Origin of the sequence: Brevibacillus reuszeri (assembly GCF_001187725.1) — a bacterium.
GTDB lineage: Bacteria > Bacillota > Bacilli > Brevibacillales > Brevibacillaceae > Brevibacillus > Brevibacillus reuszeri.
Window position 1 is genome coordinate 328,558 of the sequence record NZ_LGIQ01000017.1, and the last position, 24,171, is coordinate 352,728.

Genomic DNA, 24,171 nt, shown 5'->3' on the forward strand with positions numbered 1-24,171 from the left:
CTGCTCACCCCCGTTCCTCCGTAGTCGTAGCTGACTGTTCAAAGGCGAGTAAATTTTCCAGCGGCAGCTCCAGCCACACCTTTTTATTTCGGGATAGCCCAAGCCTGCGTGCTTGCTGAGCGAGTACATCAAGCGTGAGCAGCTCTTCGCTCATCTGTCCCGTAGCATCCTGCCACCGTAAAAAGATCCGGTAAAAGGCTCCGCGAAACTCCAGCTCAGAAATATGGGCCGGAATACCGAACTCTGATTCTTGCTCTAAAATGCGGATATGCTCCGGGCGAATCGCAAGCAGTTTCGTTTGATCCGCAATCGGGTGATCAAAGCAGCTGTTTGAGAAGAAATTGATCGCTCCGATAAAATCGGCAACGAATGGGTTCACTGGTGTATTGTAGATTTCCTCCGGGGTACCGACCTGCACGACCTCCCCGTGATTCATCACTACAATTTTGTCTGCCATCGTCAGTGCTTCATCCTGATCATGGGTCACCATAACCGTAGTCATTCCGAATTGTTCATGCAGACGGCGAATCTCCCGGCGCAGCTTTTGTCTTACTTTTGCATCCAGCGCAGACAACGGTTCATCCAGCAGCAATACTTGTGGCGAAAGTGCGATTGCCCGTGCCAAAGCAATGCGCTGTTGTTGTCCACCGGAGAGCTGGGCGGGATATTTGGCGGCGGCATGAGTAAGATCCACCATGTCCAGCGCCTCTTCTACTTTCGCTGCAATTTCTTTCTTGGACAGCTTTTTTTCTTGCAGACCAAAAGCAATATTTTCGGCGGCAGTCAGATTGGGAAACAATGCGTATGACTGAAACATCATCGCAATATTTCGTTTTGCCGGAGGCAGGGAAGTAATTTCCCTGCCGTCTACGATCATCCGGCCAGTTGTCGGCTGCTCCAATCCTGCCAGCATTCTCAGTAACGTCGTTTTTCCGCAGCCACTAGGACCGAGCAGACAGACGAATTCATTCTTGTCAATTTCGATGGAGACATGCTCCAAAGCGGCAAATAATCCGAAGCGTTTACTGACCCCTTGAATGGATAGATAGGATTGTCTCATGCTGTTCTCCTCGCTACTTACTTAGGCTCGCTCTTGGTAGCGTAGCGTTTTTCCCACCCTGCCAAGACGTTATCACGATTCTCTGCTGCTTGTTTCAAATCCAGCTTGATCAATTGCTTGATCGGGTCTACGGCGTAGCCTTCTGGCAGCGTCCCGCCTTCTTGTTTTACACTGACGATCGCGAAATTTTGGTTATAAGCTTTCATCGCTTCATCTGAGATGGCCCAATCCAGGAACAGCTTTGCTTCCGGCTTGATCTCGGCCTTTTTCATCAGGGCATTCGCTTCTACATCCCAGCCAGAGCCTTCAGACGGGAAGACAACCTCAAGCGGTGCGCCTTTTTTCTTTTCTGTAATGGAACGATAGCCAAAGGAAATGCCAATTGGATATTCTCCGGACGCTGCCATTTTGGCTGGCTTTGAGCCTGAATGTGTGTACAGCGCCATATTTTCGTGCAGCTTGTCGAGATAATCCCAGCCTTCCTGTTCACCTTTTAGCTGCATAATTCCGTTGATGGTCAAAAGTCCCGTTCCAGACGACGCTGGATTTGGCATCACAATCAGACCTTTGTATTCCGGCTTGATCAAATCTTCATAGGTTTTAGGAATTGGCAGGTTTCGTTTTTCGAGTTCCTTTGTATTTACAGCAACGGCTGTTTCCCATGCGTCAATGCCGACCCAGCTCGTTGGCTCCTTGGAATCCTTGAACTCGGCGGATACACGTTCGACTCCTTTTGGCGAATAGCCTTCGAGCATGCCTTGCTGTTCGAGAACCAACAGGCTGGTTGCTGCTGTTCCCCAGACGACGTCGGCTTGTGGATTATCCTTTTCTGCCAAAAGCTTCGCTGTAATAATGCCAGTGGAGTCTCTGACGATGTTCACTTTTACATCCGGGTACTTGGCTTTAAAGGATTCCAGATATGTTTTGATCTGGTCATCCTCCAGCGCGGTGTACACGGTGATCGCGCCCGATGCCGGGGCTACTGTGCTGGAGCCACCTGTAGCAGGTGCTTGTGCGTTTGATTGGGACTTGGGTGCTTGTCCACATCCTGCCAGAACTGCCAATGACAAAATTGATGCGAGTATCGGATAATGCCACTTCTTCATGAGAACCTCTCCCCTGCGTGAAATGTTCAATTTTCTTTGTTAGGTCTCATGTTACGGGGGAAATATTAAGTGAATGTGAATGCAAGGTAAAAGAAATGTGTTTATGTGCTTTTGTGTGTTTTTAGTTGCATAAGAGATATAAGAGCTTGTATGTCGGACTGTTGTGGAGGAGAGGAAACCGGAGAAAACGCTCCAGGTTCTTGGAACGCTTACAAGGGGGTCATTCCTGTACGTCTGCATGGAGAAAGGGAAACCGCGTCCAAAGTGGCGGGTTCGGGGATGGCTCTCAGAGGTGGACGCTTAAGATCGTGTTTCCCTTTTCCACTCCGCCTCGGCAGCGTTTCCAAAGACCTTCGCGCTTTTCTCCGTTTTCCTCTCACTAGCTATTGGTGGTCCGCGTTGCATGAATACACAAAAAGAGTTTTTTGAGATCAGAAGGACAATACATGGAACATAAAAAACCGCTTCTGTACAAACCCTCACCAGGGGCAAGACAGATAGCGGTCTTCTTATGCCATTTTACAATTCGCCTTCCATAAACTTGACCAGATACACCTCTGGCTTTTCGAGAAACGCTGAAAAGCTGCACAAATCGGCATACTCTTTATGCTCGATGTCATAGCAGCCGACCTGGCCTTTTTTCTTTGGATTCCACACGAGCTGCAGGTGGGAGTAGTTATCGATGTCGGCAGACAGGCGCAGGTATTTTTGTCTACCAACTTTCAGCTCGATGGTATCGGCCAGCGCAAAAAAGTCAATATAATCGATTTCATACTCATTGGGAGCCAACTCCAGGCGCAGCTTGTCTCCTGTAAGAAAACTGATCAGCTCATCTGTCAGTTTATACTTTTTCAGCTCAACCTTTTTGTTTTCCACGTCGTGAAATGCTGGCGGCTCAAGCGATTTTAAATAGTCTGCCAGTGGTGCATTTTTGTTACTGACAGCAATCGTATACGCTCTCTCCCCGTCTTTTTCGGCTAGCGTAACGTCTGCGCCGTGTTCAATCAAATATTTTACCAGCCCAATATTCCCCATACGCGCTGCTACGGTTAACGGAGTCGCACAATAAGGATAGACCATATCTGGCTGATTATAATTAATGTCCACTCCTTGATCAAGTAAATACGCAATCGTCTTTCGATCGTGATCCGACACGGCCTTGCGCAATACGGCTCCACCATGCTGCTTAACATCCAATCCCAGTTCATGAATAAGCGGGATGTTGTTTTTGTTACCATAGTAGGCCTCCGAATAAGCGCCTGAGCCGACCTGGTTATGCATGTCCAGCCTGGCGCCTTGCGCTGCTACGTAGCGAACGATGTCTTCCTTGCAATAGCGAACCGCGTTCAAAAACGCAGGATTGCGCTGGACATTCAGATTGACCCCATGTTCTACCAGCAGCTTTACCACTTCCAGTTTTTCCGATAGAAGCGCCAGATCTATCGGACTTAACGTGGTGTACTTGCTCAGAACGAGGCCTTCCTCGATGTCCCAGCCCGCAGCAATGGCAGCCTGCAGGGCCATAATATTTCCTTCATATATGTGTAGCGCGATCTCCGGAAGCTCCTCGAACCTCCCGATATCTTTCAGCTTGATCATCGATTCCCCTCCACAATCTAAAATCTTACGAAAATTATAAAAAAACACTTGGTAGAAAACAACAGAACCAAAGACTCATCCTGATAATTGATCCGTTGTCGTTGGTTTCTCTAGATACATTCGAAACAATTGGCTATATAGCACGACACTGATGACAGCAAAAAGCAAAATGAGGGTGAAGATTCCCAGAGGTGACACCCAGCTGGACAAAAAGACGGTGACTGGGGCCAAAAATTTACCAATGGTGGGTTGCAGGCTGTCAGCTCCCATATACTGTCCTCTTGCATTTTCCGGAGCATAGCGGCTGATAAAGCTCTGTGTCACTGGAGAGCGCATCATCTCCCCAAAGGTAAAGATGATCGTACACAAAAATAAAAACCAGATATGCGTGCTAAGTCCAAGCGCAAAGGTACCAGCCCCGGACAACAGTGATGACAGTATGAATACATCGCGCTCCTTCCAGTGATGGAGCCATTTTGTTACGGGCAGGATGAACAAGACAAACAATAGACCGTTAAACCCGAGTATCCAGCCGAATATCTCAGTGCTTGTGAGCATCAGCGAAGCATCCTTCCAGGTAAAAAGCGCTTGAGCCGGAACCTCATGAATGATGTAGACGGGCAAGTAAAGATCGAGCTGCATGATCGGCACGAGCGCACAGATGCCTGCCAGCGTATAGACGAGAAACACTTTATCGCGAAAAATGATTCCATATCCCCTCCACTGTTCCTTGAAGACATCGCGAATTGAAGCTCCAGTCTGCGTATTATTCGTTACCACTGGCATCGTTTCGCGAACCATGATAAAGATCGCAATCAAATACAAGAGCAGCACCAACGCACAAGTCCACAATAGCTCTTGCCGGTAATGGAAAAAGAAAATGGCTCCGAGTGCGGGACCAAGCACGGCACCGATGTTGTTCGCTGTCGTAAAGGTAGCAAAGATTTCTCGACGGTTCTCTGGCAAGACCAGGTCAGCAACCATCGCGGCGCTCGCTGGCCGATAGATCGCTCCTCCCAGACCAAGACCGATAAACGCGATATAATCCACCCAGTGTGATGCAGATACTGCAAACAGGACGAACATCGCCATCTGGAGAAAAGCTCCCAGCAGCATGACTGGGCGTCTTCCCAGCCGATCCGCCAAAGCTCCTCCAAGCAGACTGCCCACTAGGCTGAAGAGTGGAGGGATCGTCATTAACATACCTGCCAAATGATTGCCTAACGCTGTTCCGAAATAGACGGTTATAAACGGAAAATACATCCAAAATAGCATGTTGAACAATGCTTCCCCGATTAACCGGACCCTCAGATTGTGATCCCATAGCCGTAGCTGCATCGATACCCTCCCCTTTGTACGCAAAACGGCACATACTCTATTGAAATTGAAATGCGTAACATGAACACAAAAGTTCCCGGCCGGGTAATCAAACTGTAAAGCATTCCCCTGACAAAATATAGACTTATAATCACGCGTGAGTTATACTAATAATATGAAAGTTGAAAATACGACTCCCTATTTGGACTGACACAAGAAACGAACGCTTGTTCTATAGTGACTTTAAAATGATGAAAGACGCTCCTTTTCGGGAGCGTCTTTTTTGGTGTTTGGACCAACGTCTACCCTCCTATGCGGGTAGGCGGCCTACAGCGTATAATCCCGTTCCACCTTGCAAATGCGAGTAATGTAATAGCCGTACCACATTTCTCTGCCTTTTTCCTGAGCTGCCCGGTGCTCCTCGTCACGCTTCCAATCCCGGATCGCTACAAGCGAGGACCAGTAGGAAACCGTAATGCCAAAGCCAGATGCATCCCGAACGCTTTCCACTCCAAGAAAGCCCGGCTGACCAGTCGCCAGCTCTACCATGCGATCTGCCATTTCTCCATAGCCTTGATCGCCTTCTGTTCGCTGTGACGAAAAGATCACGGCATAGTACGGAGGTGCTGGTGTTTTGGCGAAGTTCTCCATCATGCCTGCACCTCATCTTCGAGAGCCGCTTCAACCGCGATCCGTGCATGAATCGCCGTCGTATCAAAAACCGGAACTGGACTATCCTCTGCCGAGATCAACAACCCGATCTCTGTACAGCCCAGGATCACCGCCTCTGCCCCTTGCTCTACCAAGCGTTCAATGATTTGGACGTACCGCTGCTTGGATTCCTCGCGAATGACTCCGACACAAAGCTCATGATAGATGATCTCATGGACGCTGTTGCGTTCTTCTTCGTTTGGAAGCAATACCTCGAAGCCATGCACATCGCGGAGCCTTCCTGTATAAAAATCTTGTTCCATCGTAAAACGGGTGGCGAGTAGCGCAACACGTTTATGTCCTTTTTCCAGGATAGCTGCTGCTGTCGCATCGGCAATATGCAAAAAGGGCAGCTTCGTCGCTTCCTCAATGGCAGATGTCAGCTTGTGCATCGTATTGGTGCAAAGAACGATCAAATCAGCACCTGCTGCCTCCAGGCTTCTCGCTGCTTTCGCCATCGCTTGTCCTGCTTCTTCCCATCTTGCTTCGCGCTGCAGGCGTTCAATTTCGGCGAAATCAACCGAGTACAGCACGCATTTGGCAGAATGGAGCCCACCCAACCGAGCCTTTACTTCTTCATTGAGAAGACGATAATAGACAAGTGAAGATTCCCAGCTCATTCCCCCGATTAACCCAATCGTTTTCATAGTTTGTCGTTCTCTCCTTTGGCTGCAATGGTTGCTGTATGTTCCTTTTTCGTTGTGAACGCTGCTTTTTCCTGTTGTCTACGAAACAAAGATGGCCTCGGATGGTGCTGGATTTCAGCACCCGAGGCATCTGCTATTGTATTTTTCAGCCGTTGGATTAAGGCGTATTCGGCGGAATGGCTACCTTCCAATTGATATCGGTGTATCGTTTTTGCGCTGTTTGCAAAGACAGAGTCAACTGATCAGGCAGCGTAGAAAGTCCTGTTACAATCAGCGTCTGCTCGAGCTCATTTATTTCACTGTCTATGCTCCCGCTGACAACGGACGTTGAATAATCTGTACGCACTTCATAGGTCTTACCAACCTCATCATAGAGCTTCCATCGTGGATAATCTGATTCGAGCATTTTCCCGGTTAAAGAAATGAGCCAAACCGATTCATTCGTCGTCGGGTCCGTTCCTTTTTCCATACGCTTGATCGTAAATATACTTGAAAACTTGTCATCCTGCTTGGTGACAGGGTTGCTTGCCAAATCGGCTGGACGGAAAGGAATCAACAAATCGGCCTGCTCCGTTTTCTCGATCGCCTCGAGCACAAACCACAATTTTTCCTCGGCTACTGAGGGGACAAATGCTCCATACCAGCGCCATGCACCGTCTCCACCTTCTTCAAGCGGGTAACTGTACCCAGGCGAGAAATAAATGTGGCGATTGCCGCCAGGGTTTGTCTGACTGGTGATCACCGCCCCTGCCTCATCCTCAATTCGATAGTGGAGCCTATAATCCCCAACCGACGTTCCCTCCAAAGCTCCCCCTGGATCCGTGAGCTTTTCGATGTGCTCTTTTTCTTCTGCTGTCCGACGTGTCGCTACAACGAAGCGAGTCGCACTGGGGCCATACGTCACTCCCTCGAAGTCCAAATCGATTCCATGGAAAGAGGCAGCCTCCCCTTCAACCGGAATGAATTTTGTAGCTTGTATACTCTTCTCCAAATTAACCGGTACATCAAGCTTCCAATTGCCCTGTTTGAGCGCCGCCGGTTTCAAATTGACCATTTCGAAGTGAACAATCAGATCATTTGGCGGTTTTTTCAGCATGAACAACAAATCCGCATATCCCGCTCCTTGGGATAAACCATGTGGTTTATGGCTAATCATGTTTCCGGCACCGTCCGTCAAATAAATCCGATTCTCCTCATAGTAGCGAATAACCAAATTCGGCAGCACGTTTCCACTTTCATCTTTTAGTACATAGGACACCACGAGCCTGGTCTGGTCAGCTACGATATCTTTTATTTCCAACGTGATCCCCTGATCGGTGACAGACTGGTTGACCGGAGTATTGAAGCCTTGCTCTGCGGCCCGTTTCAGTCCGAACTCCCCGCCAATCCGGCTGATAAACGAGGATATATAGGCGGCAAAAGCTGGCGAAATCAAAGCGCCTGCAGTGATACTGAGGATAACGACAGCACATGCAGCCACGAGTGCTCGTTTCCAGAAGACGTTTCTTCGCTTGCGGAGCGGAGCAGATGCTACTTCCTGCACAGCTTCGGTTTGAGGCTGCTGGACCACTGGATACGGTTCCAATTGCTCAAGGATCGAACGAGTAAAGGAATCAGGCAATCGCTCCATGCCGATCGCTTCAGATATCGCCTCTGCTTCCTTCTGCAGACGGTTGCGGATGTTACGGCATGCCTCGCAGGTTTCGAGATGAGCTTTTATGCTTTCTTTTTCCCGAGGCTCACACTCATTGTCCAAATAGAGGGGCAAATACTTTTGGCAGTCAGCGCACTTCATTCGTTCTCCCCCCTTCCCACGAGCTTTGGAACCGCATGCGCAGCTTCAATTTGGCCCGATGCAGTCTAACCTGTATGGTGCTGATCGGCACTTCCAGAACTGTGCTCATCTCTTGATAGCTCATGTCTTCCAGATAGCGGAGCAACAGCACAAGTCGATATGGCTCAGGTAGCTCTTCAACGACTTCCCTGATCTCTGTGATGTGCTCCTTTTGCAGCAAAATCGTTTCGGGACTGTCCTCATCGACGAGCCATTCATCATCCCACTCGACAGGATGCCGGAGATTTTTTTGTCGCGCTTGGATCGCATTGAGACAGAGATTCGTCGCGATTCTGTACAGCCATGATGAAAATTTGCGCTCTGAATCAAAGCTGTGCAAGTAATGATAAGCCTTGATGAAACACTCCTGAGTCAAGTCCTGGGCATCCTGGTTATTGTGGATCATTCTGAGCAGCAGCGTGTAGATTTTGTCCTTGTATTTGTGGATGAGAAAGCCATAAGCGTCCTTATTCCCCGCCAACACCTCTCTCACGCACTGGTTATCATCCTTCATTCGACACCTCCATGAAAAAACAGTCAGGTTCCCCTATTAGGTACTACCCAACTCATCTTCCAAATCTTTCATCATCTTACACCATTTCCAAAATATTTTTTCTTCAGAAAGATTTTGATTACTTCTGCGGTAGGAATGAATGAAGGCGAAAAAAGAAAGGAATGGGAAGAAAATGAAAAAACGGAATCAAGCCTTATGTGTATGGGCGACTGCCATGCTTTTAAGTACCGGATTTACTCCAGCATCACAAGCGATAGCAGTAGGAAACCAGGCGACATCGACAACCAATCAGACAGCTACCTCCAATCAAACGCAGCAAGCAAACCAAACCGAAGAGGCCGAGGAGGATTATACCAGCCTCACTCCAGAAAGGGCCGCCGAGCTGGTTGGCTTTCCTATTCACTTTCCAGGGTACATTCCCCCGGAGGATGATTACTATATAACAGGTGTGTCCTACGCTCCAAAAGATCAGAGCGCTTGGGTTACCTTTCACGCTAAGAAAAAACAGCCGATCTATATAAAAATGTTCAAAGGGGACATAGCAAAAGAGTCTGCTGGATTGAAGGAAACGACTTTTTCAAAAGGAAAAGGATTCGTCGGTCAAAATAAGGAGCCGTTTGGTGATCGGAATGTTTTCTTGTGGGAAGAAGAAAAGGGAGTCATCTATTTAATTGCTAGCTCAGAAGAAGCAGGAGAGCTGAGGAAAATAGCCGATTCGATGGGAAAAGGGGATTATTCAACAATTAAAAAGGCCACTCTTACACCAGGCTTCAAGAGCGTTAACAATTTGACTGTAGAGAAAGCCTCGGAGATGCTCGGAGTTCCGATCAAGCTCCCCGCCTACCCGGCGAACGGGGAACCCGGGAATATTTCTTATGCGATATCCAGAGGGGAAGAACATGTACTCATCATGTATGATACTGCTGACCTCAATGCTTTCCTGGATATTGAAATCAAAAAGAACAGTGCAGAAGATGAGTACAACTCGGTGCCTCTGATCGATTACCCGAATCCAAACGGAGAAATGATCCCGTTTCAGAATGGCAAGGCCTATACCTTCAAACTAAAGGGATGGAGTTTGAGTAATCCAGAACTAACACATTTTAACGGTTTTCTATGGGAGCCTGAAGAAGGGGTCGTATACAAGCTGATTAGCGAGCTCCCTTATGAAGAGCTGATGAAAATCGCGAGCTCGATCAAATAAGGAGCCGCCACGTGTGTACACCGCAAGTCGATTTTGACTTGCGGTTTTTTTGTGCGCATAATCTTTCATTACGCCTGACGAAAACGTGTATGCAGCAACCTACTTGCCATACGGGTATCCAGGGAAGTATCCAGGGGTACTCCACGCTCACGGGCTTCCTCTTCGGATAAGCGGTTCTCTTTGATCAGATTGACGTTCAGCCCTAGTGCTGCCGCCAGCTTTCGGAAAAAGGAATAGTAGCTCTCTTTAGCTGATGGCCCCAGATGAAGTGTACCCGTGAACGCCCCTGCTGCAAGTTCACAGATAGACAAGCCAAGATCCTCCACATGAACGAATGTTTTGTACAAATTTCCAGAACGCGTAATTTCTCGCCCTGCTACAAGCTCTGTCTGCATGGAGGCCACTCTCTTATCCCATTTTCCAGCTGAGTTGCAGCCATAAATGGGACCGATTCTTGCGATCACATGGTTGCCATGACGCTTTTGAACAAGCTCCTCCCCCATCTGCTTCGCACGGGAATAAGGCGCCAGCGGATTACGCTCATCTAGCGGCACTACCTCATCCTCCTCAGCAAATGCCCCGGTACCTTGTCCAAAAATGCCATCAGAGGATATGTAAATGACTTTACTCTCTTCCCGCAAATGTGCAAGCAGCGTACTGATTCCGCTTTTGATCATCACCTGCTCATCCATACTGCTCATCAAAGCCCAAATGACGACATCCGGGGAAAACTCCTGTAAAAGCTGTACAAAAGAAGGTTCGTCCGTCACATCCAGTCGGATCAAATGGTTTGCTTGTCCCGCTGAAAAGCAGGTAGCAAGCACCTCATTTTCTCCATCCTGCCTCAGACAATCATAAATCTGTGCGCCCAAATAGCCACTTCCACCAAGCAGCAGCACCCGTCGTTTCTTCATACGCTCTCCCCGCTCTCCCTTCCTTTAGCCACAAGCTGCCTATATTTTTCCTGTATTATCCAGTACAATAACCATTATAACGCCTATGTTCCCCCCAGCGTCATATAAAAAGTTCTGATAGAGGGAGGGGTTATCTTATGAATCAAACCATCGTTCTTGCAGGAGGCTCCGGATTTTTAGGCAAGGCGCTTGCGACATTTTTACAGGAAAAAGGATACAAGATCGTAATTCTTACCAGAGGAGCGTCACATGTCCGTGATCAGATTCGCTATGTTCAGTGGGATGGCGCAAGCCACGGGGCCTGGACCAAAGAGATAGAGGGCTGCCGAGCGGTAGTCAACTTCACAGGAAAAAGTGTCAATTGTCTTTATACGAAGAAAAACAGAGAAGAAATTATTCGCTCACGGCTTGATTCTGTTCAGATCCTCACTGATGTGATTGCTGACTGTGAGCATCCGCCACCTGTTTTCATCCAGGCAGGCTCGCTTGCGATTTTCGGTGACACCAGAGAGAAATGTACAGAGGAATCCCCGCATGGCTCCGGGTTTTCCGTAGAGGTTTGTCAGCAGTGGGAAAAGGCCTTTTTCGCACGTGAACTGCCGCAGACACGGAAGGTATTGCTGCGGATCGGCTTTGCACTGGGAAAAAATGGCGGGGCGCTGGAGCCGCTTGTCCATCTCGCCCGTTATCGGCTAGGCGGTACTGTTGGCGCAGGAACTCAATTTATTAGCTGGCTGCACATCGATGATCTGAATCAGATGTTTCTCGCTGCGATCGAGGACGAGCGACTGAGCGGCATTTTCAATGCAACAGGACCGACACCGGTTACGAACAAGGAATTCATGTCTACTCTGCGGAGTGTAATGAACAAAGGCTGGGCACCTCCCACTCCAACCCCTTTTGTTTGGATCGGTGCCTATCTTATCATGAGAACAGACCCGAGCCTTGCCTTGACCGGGAGAAATTGTCTTCCCCAAAAGCTTTTGGACCACGGGTTTGCCTTTGCCCACTCCGATTTGAAAACAGCGCTATATGACTTGGTCCAGGACTAAAGTGAAAAGAGCCTGCCAAAAAGTCAGGCAGACTCGAATCTAGCAACTCTCGCTTCTTGATTACGCTGTTTTCCCCAAGAGGTGCATAGCACCGTTGATGCACACCAAGCCTCTCCTACAGGTTTGCAGGAAGCTTCACCAACGCATCAATCGCGGCTATCACTTCTTGCTCGGTATTGTAGAAATGGGGGGCGATGCGAATGACATCATTACGGGCAGAGACGATGATTCCTTTTTCTTTCAAAATCGCTTCCGCTTTCGACGCTTGCGGAATATAAATTGCTGTATTCGACGCTTTTTGGCTGATATCGGTTGGACTCATGACCTTTAATCCTTTTTCCTGTGCATAGGTAATGGCGGTCTGAGACAACGTTTCCAAATACGTCTCAATACGTTCTACTCCAATTTCGTTCAGGAGCTGGATCGCCGCCGCAGCTGCAAAGCCGTTGATCATCGGTGGCGTCCCCGTTTCAAAGCGCCGCGCCCCTTCGGCAAAATCCAGGAGCTTGCCATCGAATGCAAAAGGGTTTACACGACCGAACCACCCTGTAACGGTAGGCTCCAGCTTTTCTGCCAGCTCTTTCTTTACATAGAGAAACGCGATTCCCGGGATGCCCAGCATGAACTTCTGTGAGCCCGCGGTGAGAAAATCGACATCTGTTTTCTTGACATCGATCGCTACCCCGCCAGCCGATTGATAGGCATCTACAAATAAGTAGGACCCTTTTTCGTGAACAATCGCTGCAATTTGCGCCAAATCCTGCTTGAATCCATTGTAGTACGACACGTGAGGGATCGAGGTAATCAAGGTCTGTTCATCTACGCTTTCACTATAGTACACTAGTGGAATGCAATGGTTGACTTCGGGAATAAACCGGATGGTAGCGCCTCGTTTTTGCTGGGCGAGCCACACATGACCGAGGCTTGGGAAATCTATTTCTGTTGTGACAATTTTGGAGCGTTCCCCTGTGAAATCCAGCGCACTGGCTACAGAAGAAGCACAGTCGGAGACAGATGACAGAACAGCGATTTCATCCAGTTCAGCGTTAATCAATTTAGCAAACTCTGCCTTCGCCACCCCTACCTTTTCCATCCACAGCATCCAATCCATGCCCGTATGGCGAAGCGTTTCGGTATATTCCTCAATGGCTGCCTCTACTTGCTTGCTCAAGGCACTTTGCGAGCAACTGGACAACTGAATTTTTTCTTGTAAAATCGGAAAATACTCTCGTTCTCTGGCAAATGGAAACGACATAATCATCCCTCTTTTCTATGGCGTACTGCTTTGATATCTTCACCATACAGGATGTGCTGCGGACAAAACAGTAAAGTATTTTACAATTTGCTCAATTTGGTAAAAAATATGCTGTTTCGCTATTTGATGCGAATCATGTATGACCTCGCCTGACCAACATTTAAATACAGAGGAAACGAGATGGTTTGAATGAATGGAATAAAGCTCTTGGCTATTTCAGGGAGTTTACGCCAAAAGTCTTCTAATACAGCATTAATGAATGCAATCATCGGATTAGCCCCAGAAAGTATGAAATGTAACATCTATGAAGGATTGGGTGATCTTCCGCATTTTAACCCTGACATTGATGTTGATGAAGGACCTGCGCCGGTAAGAGAACTAAGGAAACAACTGATGGAGGCAGATGGTGTGCTTTTCTGTACACCTGAATATGGGAACGGTGTGCCTGGTGTGTTAAAAAACGCTTTGGATTGGCTTGTATCTACAACTGTGATCATGAATAAGCCTACAGCGGTAATCAGTGCCTCTCCGTCCCCAATGGGCGGTGATAAAGCTCATGCTTCGCTTCTGCTCACACTTAACATGATCAATGCTGAGATTGTAGAAAAAGGAACATTGATCATACCGCACATCACGATGAAGATGAATAGTGATGGAGCGATTACGGATGCAGAGCTAAAGCAAGAGTTATTAGCAGTGCTTCAAGAGCTTGAACAAGCTTGTCTCCTCAAGCATGAAGCGTACAAACACGACAACTGAGAATGGGTCTAACAGATTCGAGAGCGGAACAAAAAAGCTGCCGTAGTAGTACGGCAGCTTAAGCTTATTACCCCAGGTCGAGACGATTCCAATAGTTGCGGATCCGTGATATAGATTCTTACCACTTCTGCAGGTTATGAAAATAGGTAAACAAATTTTGATACAGCTTAAACATACTTATTTCACAATATGTGTCCCTGCTTTGTTCATAATCGCATCTTTTAGACTTTCGGGATTGGTGATAATTACACTTGTCCCATTTTTCTCTAAAAAGCTCAAGCTAGCCTCGATTTTTGGCAGCATGCTGCCTTTTGCAAAATGCTCTTCAGCCACATATTGCTTGGTTTCCTCGACAGTGATACGCTCCAGTGACTTTTGATTTGGTTTGCCGAAGTTGATGCATACCTGTGGAACACCTGTGGTAATGATCAGCGTCTCTGCATCGATTTGCTCTGCCAGCAAGCTGGTAGCAAAATCTTTGTCAATGACGGCATCGATGCCCTCATACGTATTTTCACTTGTTTTCACAACCGGGATACCGCCTCCACCAACAGCGACCACCACATATCCCGCTTCAAGCAACGATTTGATCGCGTCTTTTTCTACAATGTCAATCGGCTTTGGCGAAGAAACGACTCTTCTGTACCCGCGACCAGAATCTTCGATAAACACCCAATCCACATGTTCTTTTTGCATTTCCTCTGTCTGCTCCAGCGTAAAAAAGGAGCCGACCGGCTTTGTTGGATTCTGGAAGTTCGGGTCTTCACTGCTAACTTCAACCTGTGTGATTACGCTAGCCACTTTTTTATGGATTCCTCTTTTGGCAAACTCGTTTGTTAAAGCTTGCTGGATCTGGTATCCGATTCCCCCCTGTGTATCTGCAACGCAATTCACCAGTGGGACAATAGGCATCTCTGCCACTTCGTTCGCAATTTCGCATCTTTGAAGAGCAAATCCAACCTGCGGCCCGTTTCCATGAGTCACGACAACATTGTATCCCTCTTGAACCATATCAGCGATATTTACCGCCGTTTCACACACGGCCTCGTATTGGTCTTGAATGGTATTGCGACCATTATCCTTAACCAATGAATTTCCTCCGATTGCAACTATAACTAATTTTTCCACTGAACTGACTCCTTTTGTCATGATACTCTCGCAAGTGTATCTTTCTTTTCGTTGTTGCTCGGTTTATTTAATTTGAAGCAAAGGGCGTACAAGACGCTTGATATGATCAACCCGCTAATGAATGCAGACTTACTGATCGTAGCCAGCACCATCACATTCGGCAAGAAAGCGCCGGATAGCGTAATCATAAAGCTGACGATCAAGACGCCACATGCCGTCATATTAAATCCGTTTTTGTACTCCCCGTTTTCACCTGGCTTCACGTAGATTGCAGATAAGTCGAGCTTCCTTTTTCGTTCAATGAAAAAGCTGACCAGCATGATCCCTGTAATAGGTCCGTACATGGAACCTATAAAGCTATAGAACATATACAGCGCTGCTGTTCCATTCACCAGCTTCCAAGGCAAAATGAGGGTCCCTAGAATGGCGGTTACGATAGCCGCTGATTTTACACTAAATATTTTTGGAAAAAGCGCGGTCATCTGTAAACCAGATGGGAGTAGATTACCAAACACAACATAGCTAGTCGAACCTATATTCAGTGCCAGCAATAAGATAATCACGGCAACAGGATTACCAATTTGATCAATCGCGGCTACTACATCAAAATTAGTTAAGCCAAACGCGATTTGTGTTCCAACCAACAATCCTACTGACGTAATCGCAAATAGGATATAGGATACAATCATCCCCAGCGGTAAACCCACCAGCGGAGCCTTTGGTGTTTTTGCTCTTTGAGTAAGGTCTGCAATGTTTACAATAGGGCCACCCCAGTTTGATACCAATGCACTTACACACGCGATAAATACGAGCCAATTTTCGATAGGTTTGGCAGGAACATAGGCTAGGATCGGACCAAATCCGCCAGCCACATTGATCGCCCAAATCGCTGCGCCAACGATGAAAATATAGATGATCGGTGAAGACCATTTGCTAAACAAGCTGAGAATTTTCATTCCACCCAGGAACAATCCAACCGTAATGACCCACAGGATCACAAAGGAAAGAAGAGTCGGGAAATCTAATCCAAGGAAATCAAACCCTGGGAGCAAATCCATATAGCCAGGGAATATTTTTGTAAAAATGACATTAAACGATTGTGCACCAATAATCGTTTTTGTTCCGAAAAACACAACACCAGCAATTAGCCCGCGACATACGGCAGGAATGATTGACCCTTTTACGCCAAAGGAGCTTCGCAACAGCATCGAATACCCTATTCCATATTTCGTTCCTGCATAGCCGTTCAATACATAGCCGATCGAAACGATGATGGCAGCAGTCATAACTGCCCACAAAACTTGTGGAACGGAAAGTCCGAGCACAAAGAAACCAGCTACTGTCATATATGACATGAGATTGTGCACAGCGCCCATCCAAACGGTAACGTAGTTATAGACGCCCCAATCTCGTGTCTCAGCTGTTTTTGGCAAAACTTCCTCTGAATAGCCGTACGACTTCAGTTCTTCATGAGAAATCGCAATCTTCGCTTGCTCCATATTCGTTCACCTTTCTACGGCATCATCTATAAATTCGACTCTCGCAGCGATACACAGAAATGATTCGTTCCCAGCAACTGCACATAACCGATGCAAGCTGCGAAAGTCGGAGTCTTTACAGAAGAAAGCCTGGCAAATTGGTATTAGCTGATTTTCTCGCTCAATGCAAGCAGCGCTTTTTCAAACGCTTCCATCGGTGGGTGCGTAATGCCCGCACCAATCATGCCAATTCCTGCGTCCTTATGGGCAATTGCTGTGTTGATAATCGGCAGGATGCCTGTTTGCACCACTTGGCGAATATCGATACCAGTAGGTACACCCTGGAAGTTCAAAAGTGGAATCGTCACGTTTGGATTTTCACCCAATGTGATTTCTTTCATTTTGGTAGAATAGCCGATTGCTTCATCAACCGTTCCACCGACCAGTGCTACGATCGCTGGTGCTGCTGCCATCGCAAAGCCGCCAATTCCATAAGTCTCGGTGATCGCACTGTCCCCGATATCCAGACCGGAATCTTCTGGTTTGTAGCCGGCAAACATCGGTCCAACTACTTTTTGTGCTGGACCAACGAACCATGTATTGCCTGGCAAACCACTTACACGAATACCGAAATCTACACCGTTACGAGCCATGGTTGTGACAACAGTGGAGTATTCAATTCCATGCGCTGCGTCAAGCGCACATTTGCTCATCGCCATCCAGGTCGGACCGGAGAAGTAGTCGCTGCTTGCTACGAAGTCGAATACTTCACGCTTTTGTTCCTTGGTGAACTCTGTCTCCAGAATGTAAGGAGTCAGTGCTTGAATCAACAGGCTTGTTCCTGCATTGTTGCGGTTGTGGCACTCGTCACCCATGTGCAGAGCTTGGGCAAGCATTAGGCGCAAATCGATTTCGCCTGCAATTTTCATCGCATCGCGCAGCATTGGACCCAATACGTCGCGCATCCAGTTCAAACGAGTGATCACACTTTCATCGTTTGCACCCATGCGCAAGATTTTCGCCATTTGCTCACTCAGGTTGGTGTAAGCGATGTTGCCATACGTTTTGTTTTTCACCACGTGCATGAACATAGAAGCGGAAGTCACACCCGCCATGGAGCCTACGCAATCGTGCTCATGGCAAGGAGAGAACGTAATCTCGCCAGAAGCGGCTACCTTTTCTGCTTCCTCGATATCTTTTGCCAGTCCTTCGAATACGATCGCCCCGGTAACAGCACCTCTCATGGCACCGCACATGCGATCCCAGGTAATTGGCGGACCCGAGTGCAGGATCGTTGTTTTGGTCATACCTGGAACGACATGAATCGCTTGGTCGTAGCCGATCAGTACAGGCTGGGAATTGATGATTCGTTCAACAGCCAGCTTGTTCGCTTCCTCAATTTTTTGTTCCAGCGTAGCGTTTTCCAGGCTGTCCAATGCTTTGATGATTTCAGGCTTTCCGCCGCCTGGTGGCTTCCATTCCAAATGAATGGCGTCAGCATTTTGCTTTTTGATATCATCTTTAAAAAATTCGATCCCTACGTTGATCGCATGAATTTTACTGGTAAAAAGCTCGTTGATTTTACTCATGGTTAAACCCCTTTCGCTACAAATTCTCTAGCCAGCAGACCAGCATTGGTACTGCTGCTTGCGATTGTCACGCCTGCGTCCATCAGCTTTTGCACTTGATCCTCGAATTTAGGGCTGTCGAGATCGGTTCCCATCACATAGCCGAGGATTTCCAAATGTCTGCCTTCCTTTTCTGCCAATTGCTTCGCTTCGATAATCGCCGGCAGCATCACCCCGACTGGATCTTCATGAGAACCAAAGCCAAGAATGAAGTCCATCACAATAACGCCAACAGAAGGATCTTTTGCTTCCTGCAAGAATCTGGAGATACGCGTGGATGGGTCAATCATTGGATGCGGCTTGCCGTTTGTGAAATCGTCATCACCCATGTCTAGGAACGTATGAGCGATACTCTCGTGCAGGTTTTTCAGCTTGTATTCTGGTTTCTTCTGAATGTTGCTGTATACATCTTGATAAGTGTCCATCGCGAGGTACATCGCTTCATCACACAGCGTTCCGCCGCAGAACAATCCGCGAATGTACTTTTGCTCCGGTGTCAATTTTGCGCGTACTTCCTCGATCAACGGCCAGTTGAGTGCACGCTTGTTGAGCTCGTCCTCGTTGGCACCTGCCAGTACAACTGCTTTGAGGGCAGCTTCTTTTGTCGTTTTGGCAAAATGTCCGCCCGCTGCTACGACTGCGGTTTCTTCTCCGCCGATGAAGTAGACAACGACTGGCTTTTTGCAATTTTTGATCTGTGCCAGCACTTTTTCTTCCACACTTGGTGCCGGTGGCTTGGAGATGAGCACGATTACTTTTGTCGCCTCGTCCTCGTCCAGTGCCTTCATTCCGTCCAGCATCATGATGCCGCCTACTTGCTCGCTCAAATCACGGCCACCTGTACCGATCAGCTGGGTGATACCGCCGCCGAAGTCGTGAATACGCACGCTTACTTCTTGGCTGCCAGTACCGGATGCGCCGACGATTCCAATGTTGCCTTTGCGAACAGCGTTACCGAAGCACAGTGCTACGTTGCCAATAATCGCGGTACCGCAGTCAGGTCCCATCATCAACAGGCCTTTCTCGTGTGCGAACTGCTTCAGAGCGATTTCATCCTCGATGCTTACGTTGTCTGAGAACAGCATCACGTGCAGGTCGTTTTCCAACGCTTTTCTCGCTTCTCTCGCTGCAAACGCACCATTCACGGAAATAACAGCCAGATTTGCTTCTGGAATGGATTTTGCCGCAGAATCGATCGTTGCGTATTTGATCTCGCTTTTGCCTTTGGTGTCGCTTTTTTTTGTGAACAGTTCCTCGATTCCTGCATATGCGCTCTCGCACAGTTCATCGGTCGCTGCTTTTACCACGATCATCAAATCGCTTGTTTTCGCTGCTTCCAGCTCAGGTGTGATTAGCCCTACGTTGCGCAGTACCTCTTTGTTCATTTCTGTACCCATGGCAATAACTGCTTGCTCTACGCCTTCAATCTGATTCGCTTTGGTCGAAAGCGACATCAGAGACACGGAGTCAAAATACGTGCTCTCTTTAATCACGACTTTAATAGACATGCCCTACCTCCTGCTTCAATATTGAGTTCCAAGCCACAGACCAGCCCCAGTGCCATGTCGGTTCCTGAAGATGAACCGATGGCCAGCACCTTTTCCAAAGCGCTAAGCAGCTCCTCTACCGTGCCCTTGGATAGAGCTAGCAGCAAATTCACTACTGACTCTCGCACTTGTCCGCATACTGCTTTTTTTACCATCATGTAGCTGATTTCGTTCGTCAACACTTTTGCTTTCGTTACTATTTCTTCTAAAAAATGGCATGACAAATAATAGGGGGCTCCTGGCATATTCACTATGCTGAACAAACCCACTAAAAAATCGTCACCAGAAGGTGTTAATCCTGGTCCCAGACCCACAAGCCCTAGTGCATACTGCACAGCATCCTCACTTTTGCCTGCTGCCAATGCCTCTCGCAGCAAGCCTGATCGCTGCAGGAGCATAGTGGACATTTCCTCTTCAAACGGTGTCGACGGTCGGAAATTTCTTTTCATGCCGCCGCACTTGCCATGAGTGGCAATATATTCCTTCATGAACGCTATATCAACTTTAAGAGTTTCTATGTTGGAAGGATAGGGAGGCAGTGTGCACTCCCACTCTTTTGCTTGCGTAGCTGCGATTTCTATTTTATTGCCAATCCATAGCGTCTGCCCTTGTGAAAGAACGCGGTCGCCCACTTCCAACCCCATCTCGTGAAAACGCTTTACATCAAGGACTAGCGTATTCGGCCCGTTATCCAGTTGATCACAGGCGACCGTGTATAGCTCGTCATTTTGATCACACTTCAGATTGATCGTTCGTTCGAAAATACTGTGAACCTTCCCGCTAAAGCTTGAGCTTGCCAATATCCGCAAAAACTCGGCATCGCCAGACAATGCGTGAATGTGCATGGAGGAATTACTTCGCTCCCGCTTCCAAAAGGATTTTCTCGATTTCGGTGTAGCCTTTTCTTCTAGCCAGCTCAATTGGAGGAACGCCGTGTTTATCAACCATGTGAACATTGGCACCATGCTCAATCAAAAGCTTGATGATCGTTTGTTGTCTTTCTCCGCCGTCATTTAGGATGATCGCTTCGATGAGTGGCGTCCAACCACAAATGTTGGTATGATTCACATTGATTTCAGTCGTAGTCAAAAGCTCATGTACGATTTCCACGTGACCTTTTTCACTTGCAGGCGTAATCCCTACCCCGCCAAAGCGCGTGAGCAAATCGATGTCTGTATTTGCTTGAATCATCATTTTGACAAGCTCCAGCTTGTTGTTGATGCAACCGTACAAGAACGGATTGAAGCAAGTTTCATCCTGTAAATCAACATTTGCACCTGCGTCTACCAAAAATTGCACGGCTTCATACTGGTCGTTCATTGCAGCAATGAGGATGGCTGTGCGCTTTTGTCTGTTTCTGACATTGATATCAATGCCTTGCTCCAGATGCTGTTTCAGTGAATCGATATTTCCTTGGGCTGCAGCATCGTGAAATGCCTGTACTACGCTTTTGTCCGTCATATTCGCCCTCCATGTACCTGTATTCAAAAGCTTGTCTTTTTCGCTTACTCGCCTTTTCCTTGAAAATAAATTAGACAAGTAAACCATTCTTACAGCATTATTTTAGACAGGAAGTATGCAAACGTCATTGTGTATCGAAACTAAAAAAACTCAGGTTCAGTTGTGCACATTGCACAATCACATGCATGTTCAACATACCAAAGGAGTGAATACGATGCTGACCATAAAAGATTTGCTCCAGATCAAATCAATAGACGGAATCAAGATCATCGCAGGAGAGCAAGGCATCGATAATGTCGTCTCCATCGTCAATATTATGGAGAATCCGGATGCGTTCGACTGGCTTTCCTCCAATGAATTGCTTTTATCGACTGGGTATATTTTCAAGGACAATGAGGAATTGCAAAATAAAATCATCAAAGAGCTGGCGGAAATCAATTGCTCCGGGCTATGTATAAAAATGCACCGGTACTTTGACCAAATTCCACAAAACATGATCGATCATGCAAACAGATACGGTCTGCCGCTTTTGGCTCTACCGTTTGAATATACCTTGTCCAAAGTAATTGCGATCATCAATGAAAAGGCTTCTGGGCGCTATGATTTGTTGAACCGTAAAACATTGGATATGCATAATGCCCTCTTTCGCATTGCACTTGAGGGAGGGGGAATCGATCGAATTTCCTCCGAGCTGGCTGAGACGATAGGCAACCCGCTGCTTATTTTGGATAGAGACTGGAACCTGCTGCACTACACCGAGATCAAACAAAATCCCGTCCCGCTTAAGTCCTGCCTGACGCTTGCGAAAAACAGGCCAGTCTTCACCCGTGAGTTCACCGAAAGCATTCCGATAAATATTAGTCAAATCAAAAAATCAATCAAGCGTATTTATCATGGAAAAGACCAGGAAGTCAAATGCCGTGTGCTTCCCGTAGCAGTAGCCAACTACATTTACGGCTTTATCGTTGTCTGGCAAACGGTTCGGGAGCTGAACGAATTTGACTATATCGTGCTCGAACAAGCCTCGACGATCATGGCGCTGGATCGCATAAAAGCACGGGAGATTGAGGAAGTAAAGCTGAAAATCAGGCAAGACTTTTTCGATGATCTGCTTACGGGAAAAATTACATCAAGCGATTCGATCCAGACGCTGTGCGACCTGCACGGCTTAAACTCGACGTACATGTACTACTGCGCCGTCATTACTATCGAGCCGGTAGAGCTGGAAAATCTGGAGGACATCGTCGATCGCAAATATGAGCTGGATCGGATCGCCAAAAAATGTGTGGATATCGTCTATGATTACGCCAACAAAGCCCACGGGGAGATCACCTGCTTCTATCGCAACAACCGGATTATCATTCTCGTGGGACAAAATGAGCACAAGCCACCAACCTCCGTCAGCGAAGCCAAGCAGTTCGCTACCGAGCTGCGCATGACTCTGCAAGAAAAGATCAAGAAAACCACGTTTTACATGGGAATCGGCAGACAATACAAGACAATTACTTCCTTGCACAAAAGCTTTTCCGAAGCACATGAAGCGATCCGGCTGATGCAAAAATTCGATAGCAAAGGGAACGTCTCCCACTTTGATGACTACTCCGTCTACCATTTTCTCGATTCCAATATTAAAGACATCGAGTTGGAGGACTTCTTTTTAAAACAGCTGGGCACAATCTATGAGCACGATCACAGCTTTGGGACAAGCTTTATGAGTACACTGGAAAATTACTTTGCGTATAACCAAAATGTGAGTGAAGCGGCCAAAGCGATGTTCATTCACCGCAATACCTTTATTTATCGGATCGACAAGATCAAAGAGCTATTGAACATGGACCTGAAAAATTCCGAGGAGCTTTTGCAAATCCAGCTCGCCCTCAAAATTGGCAAGCTGCTGCATAAAGAATAAAAACAGGTGCAAACGCTCTGGCTAACACCTTTCCCCTGGGTGCTTAGCCTTATTTTGTAACTAGTTCATTGGACAGAGTGCCTAACCATTCCAAAATTTGTATAATCGAAATAAAAGTAAGTGGCTTCTGCTAGTTTTACCCTTTTGCCAAAAACATCTTCCCTGGGAGGAGAGGTAGCATGGGTACAAGCTATGATCCACATTTTCTCGATGATAGGCACCCTGTTTTTATGCCGCACCTTTTAGGTGACACGGCTAAAGGCTCTTTGGCTGGAGGAACGGTTTTTGATTTTTGTCATTTTGCAATCGTCATGAGCGAGCAAACGAAATTCGCCATTTTTTCTGCGGCATGCGTAGACAAATCGCGTGCAGTCCCTGTGGCGAGAGACAATACTTCCTGGCATTTTGATGAGCGAATGGGCATGGAAAATCAGGTGGGGCCTGAATATTACGCTGAAAATGATTATGATCGCGGCCATTTGACACGCAGGAAAGATGTTTGCTGGGGAGACATGCAGGAGGCTAGACAAGCCAACTACGACTCTTTTTGTTATGCGAATATCTCGCTCCAGCATCACAATTTTAATACAGGAATCTGGAATTGCCTGGAGGATTGGGTCCTGGAGAGAGTCGGCACGTCGAAGCTGATTGTCATCACAGGCCCCATTCACAAAGCTTCGGACGAAGAATATTGCGGGGTTCGAGGCAAACCGGGGTGTGCCGTGAAGGTTCCGTTCGGTTTTTGGAAAAGCGTTTTTTATATGAACGCAGAGCAGCAGCTCACCTGTCTTTCATTTCTCATCAGACAAAGCGCTGAACGCTCAAAAAATCACTGCGAGTATGATAGACTCGTCACCTATCAAGTCCCGCTAGACACGATAACAAACGAAGCGCAGCTGCAATTCGAGGAAAGCCTTTATGAAATCAATCCACTCGTCTCAAAATTAAGCGCTACGATACCTGTATTCGACCAGCCTGGTCCAGGTATAAAAAGGATTCTACAGCCAGCCGATATCGAGCTTGGTCCTATTTGATTCGTCCCCTTTTC

21 protein-coding genes are annotated in these 24,171 nt (G+C 47.3%); 5 read left to right on the top strand and 16 right to left on the bottom strand.

The annotated features are described in order from the left end of the window. Positions 1-4: 4 nt before the first annotated feature. The 8 genes from ADS79_RS33010 to ADS79_RS33045 all read right to left on the bottom strand — a co-directional run bounded on the left by ADS79_RS33010 (position 5) and on the right by ADS79_RS33045 (position 8,788). On the bottom strand, positions 5-1,060 hold the full coding sequence (locus ADS79_RS33010) for an ABC transporter ATP-binding protein (RefSeq protein ID WP_049742722.1): 1,056 nt from the start codon (positions 1,058-1,060) through the stop codon (positions 5-7). 17 nt (positions 1,061-1,077) lie between these two features. Continuing rightward, on the bottom strand, positions 1,078-2,166 hold the full coding sequence (locus ADS79_RS33015) for a putative 2-aminoethylphosphonate ABC transporter substrate-binding protein (RefSeq protein WP_049742723.1): 1,089 nt from the start codon (positions 2,164-2,166) through the stop codon (positions 1,078-1,080). A 519-nt stretch (positions 2,167-2,685) separates the two neighbouring features. Then, the gene (locus ADS79_RS33020) at positions 2,686-3,765 is read right to left on the bottom strand and encodes an ankyrin repeat domain-containing protein (RefSeq protein WP_049742724.1); all 1,080 of its coding nucleotides are present in this window, start codon (positions 3,763-3,765) and stop codon (positions 2,686-2,688) included. Positions 3,766-3,840: 75 nt separating this feature from the next. Then, positions 3,841-5,103, bottom strand: coding sequence for an MDR family MFS transporter (locus ADS79_RS33025; protein WP_049742725.1), 1,263 nt, complete (start codon positions 5,101-5,103; stop codon positions 3,841-3,843). A 306-nt stretch (positions 5,104-5,409) separates the two neighbouring features. Further along, positions 5,410-5,733, bottom strand: coding sequence for an antibiotic biosynthesis monooxygenase family protein (locus ADS79_RS33030; RefSeq protein WP_049742812.1), 324 nt, complete (start codon positions 5,731-5,733; stop codon positions 5,410-5,412). After that, positions 5,733-6,440 (bottom strand): aspartate/glutamate racemase family protein, encoded by a 708-nt coding sequence (locus ADS79_RS33035; RefSeq protein ID WP_049742726.1) that lies wholly within the window; start codon positions 6,438-6,440, stop codon positions 5,733-5,735. Before ADS79_RS33035 ends, ADS79_RS33030 begins: the two co-directional genes overlap by 1 nt. A 157-nt stretch (positions 6,441-6,597) precedes the next feature. Continuing rightward, complete coding sequence (locus ADS79_RS33040) at positions 6,598-8,235, bottom strand: DUF4179 domain-containing protein (RefSeq protein WP_049742727.1); 1,638 nt, start codon at positions 8,233-8,235, stop codon at positions 6,598-6,600. Further along, positions 8,222-8,788 (bottom strand): RNA polymerase sigma factor, encoded by a 567-nt coding sequence (locus tag ADS79_RS33045; RefSeq protein ID WP_049742728.1) that lies wholly within the window; start codon positions 8,786-8,788, stop codon positions 8,222-8,224. The genes ADS79_RS33040 and ADS79_RS33045 overlap by 14 nt, the downstream gene beginning before the upstream one ends. 172 nt (positions 8,789-8,960) lie before the next feature. Between ADS79_RS33045 and ADS79_RS33050 the strand changes: the two genes are divergently transcribed. Next, positions 8,961-9,992, top strand: a complete 1,032-nt coding sequence (locus tag ADS79_RS33050; protein WP_141260958.1) for a hypothetical protein — start codon at positions 8,961-8,963, stop codon at positions 9,990-9,992. Positions 9,993-10,060: 68 nt separating this feature from the next. On the opposite strand, the gene ADS79_RS33055 is transcribed toward ADS79_RS33050, so the two are convergent. Further along, a complete protein-coding gene (locus tag ADS79_RS33055; RefSeq protein WP_049742730.1) occupies positions 10,061-10,906 on the bottom strand; it encodes an NAD-dependent epimerase/dehydratase family protein in 846 nt (281 codons plus the stop codon). Between the two features lie 137 nt (positions 10,907-11,043). Between ADS79_RS33055 and ADS79_RS33060 the strand changes: the two genes are divergently transcribed. Further along, positions 11,044-11,958 (top strand): TIGR01777 family oxidoreductase, encoded by a 915-nt coding sequence (locus ADS79_RS33060; protein ID WP_049742731.1) that lies wholly within the window; start codon positions 11,044-11,046, stop codon positions 11,956-11,958. Between the two features lie 115 nt (positions 11,959-12,073). Here ADS79_RS33060 and ADS79_RS33065 read toward each other — a convergent pair whose 3' ends face one another. Further along, on the bottom strand, positions 12,074-13,213 hold the full coding sequence (locus ADS79_RS33065; protein WP_049742732.1) for an aminotransferase class V-fold PLP-dependent enzyme: 1,140 nt from the start codon (positions 13,211-13,213) through the stop codon (positions 12,074-12,076). 189 nt (positions 13,214-13,402) lie between these two features. On the opposite strand from ADS79_RS33065, the gene ADS79_RS33070 reads away from it, so the two are divergent. Next, entirely contained in the window at positions 13,403-13,972 is a 570-nt protein-coding gene (locus ADS79_RS33070; protein ID WP_049742733.1) for an NADPH-dependent FMN reductase, read from the top strand. 177 nt (positions 13,973-14,149) lie between these two features. Here the strand turns inward: ADS79_RS33070 and arcC are convergent, their stop codons facing one another. The 6 genes from arcC to ADS79_RS33100 all read right to left on the bottom strand — a co-directional run bounded on the left by arcC (position 14,150) and on the right by ADS79_RS33100 (position 21,214). Then, positions 14,150-15,100 carry a carbamate kinase gene (gene arcC / locus ADS79_RS33075; protein ID WP_049742734.1) on the bottom strand — a complete coding sequence of 317 codons (951 nt, stop codon included), beginning with the start codon at positions 15,098-15,100 and terminating at the stop codon, positions 14,150-14,152. 17 nt (positions 15,101-15,117) lie between these two features. Then, positions 15,118-16,599: a cytosine permease gene (locus ADS79_RS33080; RefSeq protein WP_049742735.1), complete on the bottom strand. Its 1,482-nt coding sequence runs from the start codon at positions 16,597-16,599 to the stop codon at positions 15,118-15,120. A 143-nt stretch (positions 16,600-16,742) separates the two neighbouring features. Beyond that, positions 16,743-18,167: a YlbE family protein gene (locus tag ADS79_RS33085; protein WP_049742736.1), complete on the bottom strand. Its 1,425-nt coding sequence runs from the start codon at positions 18,165-18,167 to the stop codon at positions 16,743-16,745. Between the two features lie 2 nt (positions 18,168-18,169). Beyond that, on the bottom strand, positions 18,170-19,714 hold the full coding sequence (gene fdrA, locus ADS79_RS33090; protein ID WP_049742737.1) for an acyl-CoA synthetase FdrA: 1,545 nt from the start codon (positions 19,712-19,714) through the stop codon (positions 18,170-18,172). Next, positions 19,696-20,598 carry an oxamate carbamoyltransferase subunit AllH family protein gene (locus ADS79_RS33095; RefSeq protein ID WP_049742738.1) on the bottom strand — a complete coding sequence of 301 codons (903 nt, stop codon included), beginning with the start codon at positions 20,596-20,598 and terminating at the stop codon, positions 19,696-19,698. Before ADS79_RS33095 ends, fdrA begins: the two co-directional genes overlap by 19 nt. Before the next feature lie 7 nt (positions 20,599-20,605). After that, entirely contained in the window at positions 20,606-21,214 is a 609-nt protein-coding gene (locus tag ADS79_RS33100) for an ankyrin repeat domain-containing protein (RefSeq protein WP_049742739.1), read from the bottom strand. A 214-nt stretch (positions 21,215-21,428) separates the two neighbouring features. Between ADS79_RS33100 and ADS79_RS33105 the strand changes: the two genes are divergently transcribed. Further along, complete coding sequence (locus ADS79_RS33105; RefSeq protein ID WP_049742740.1) at positions 21,429-23,123, top strand: PucR family transcriptional regulator; 1,695 nt, start codon at positions 21,429-21,431, stop codon at positions 23,121-23,123. Between the two features lie 179 nt (positions 23,124-23,302). After that, a complete protein-coding gene (locus ADS79_RS33110) occupies positions 23,303-24,157 on the top strand; it encodes a DNA/RNA non-specific endonuclease (protein WP_049742741.1) in 855 nt (284 codons plus the stop codon). Positions 24,158-24,171 lie beyond the last annotated feature (14 nt).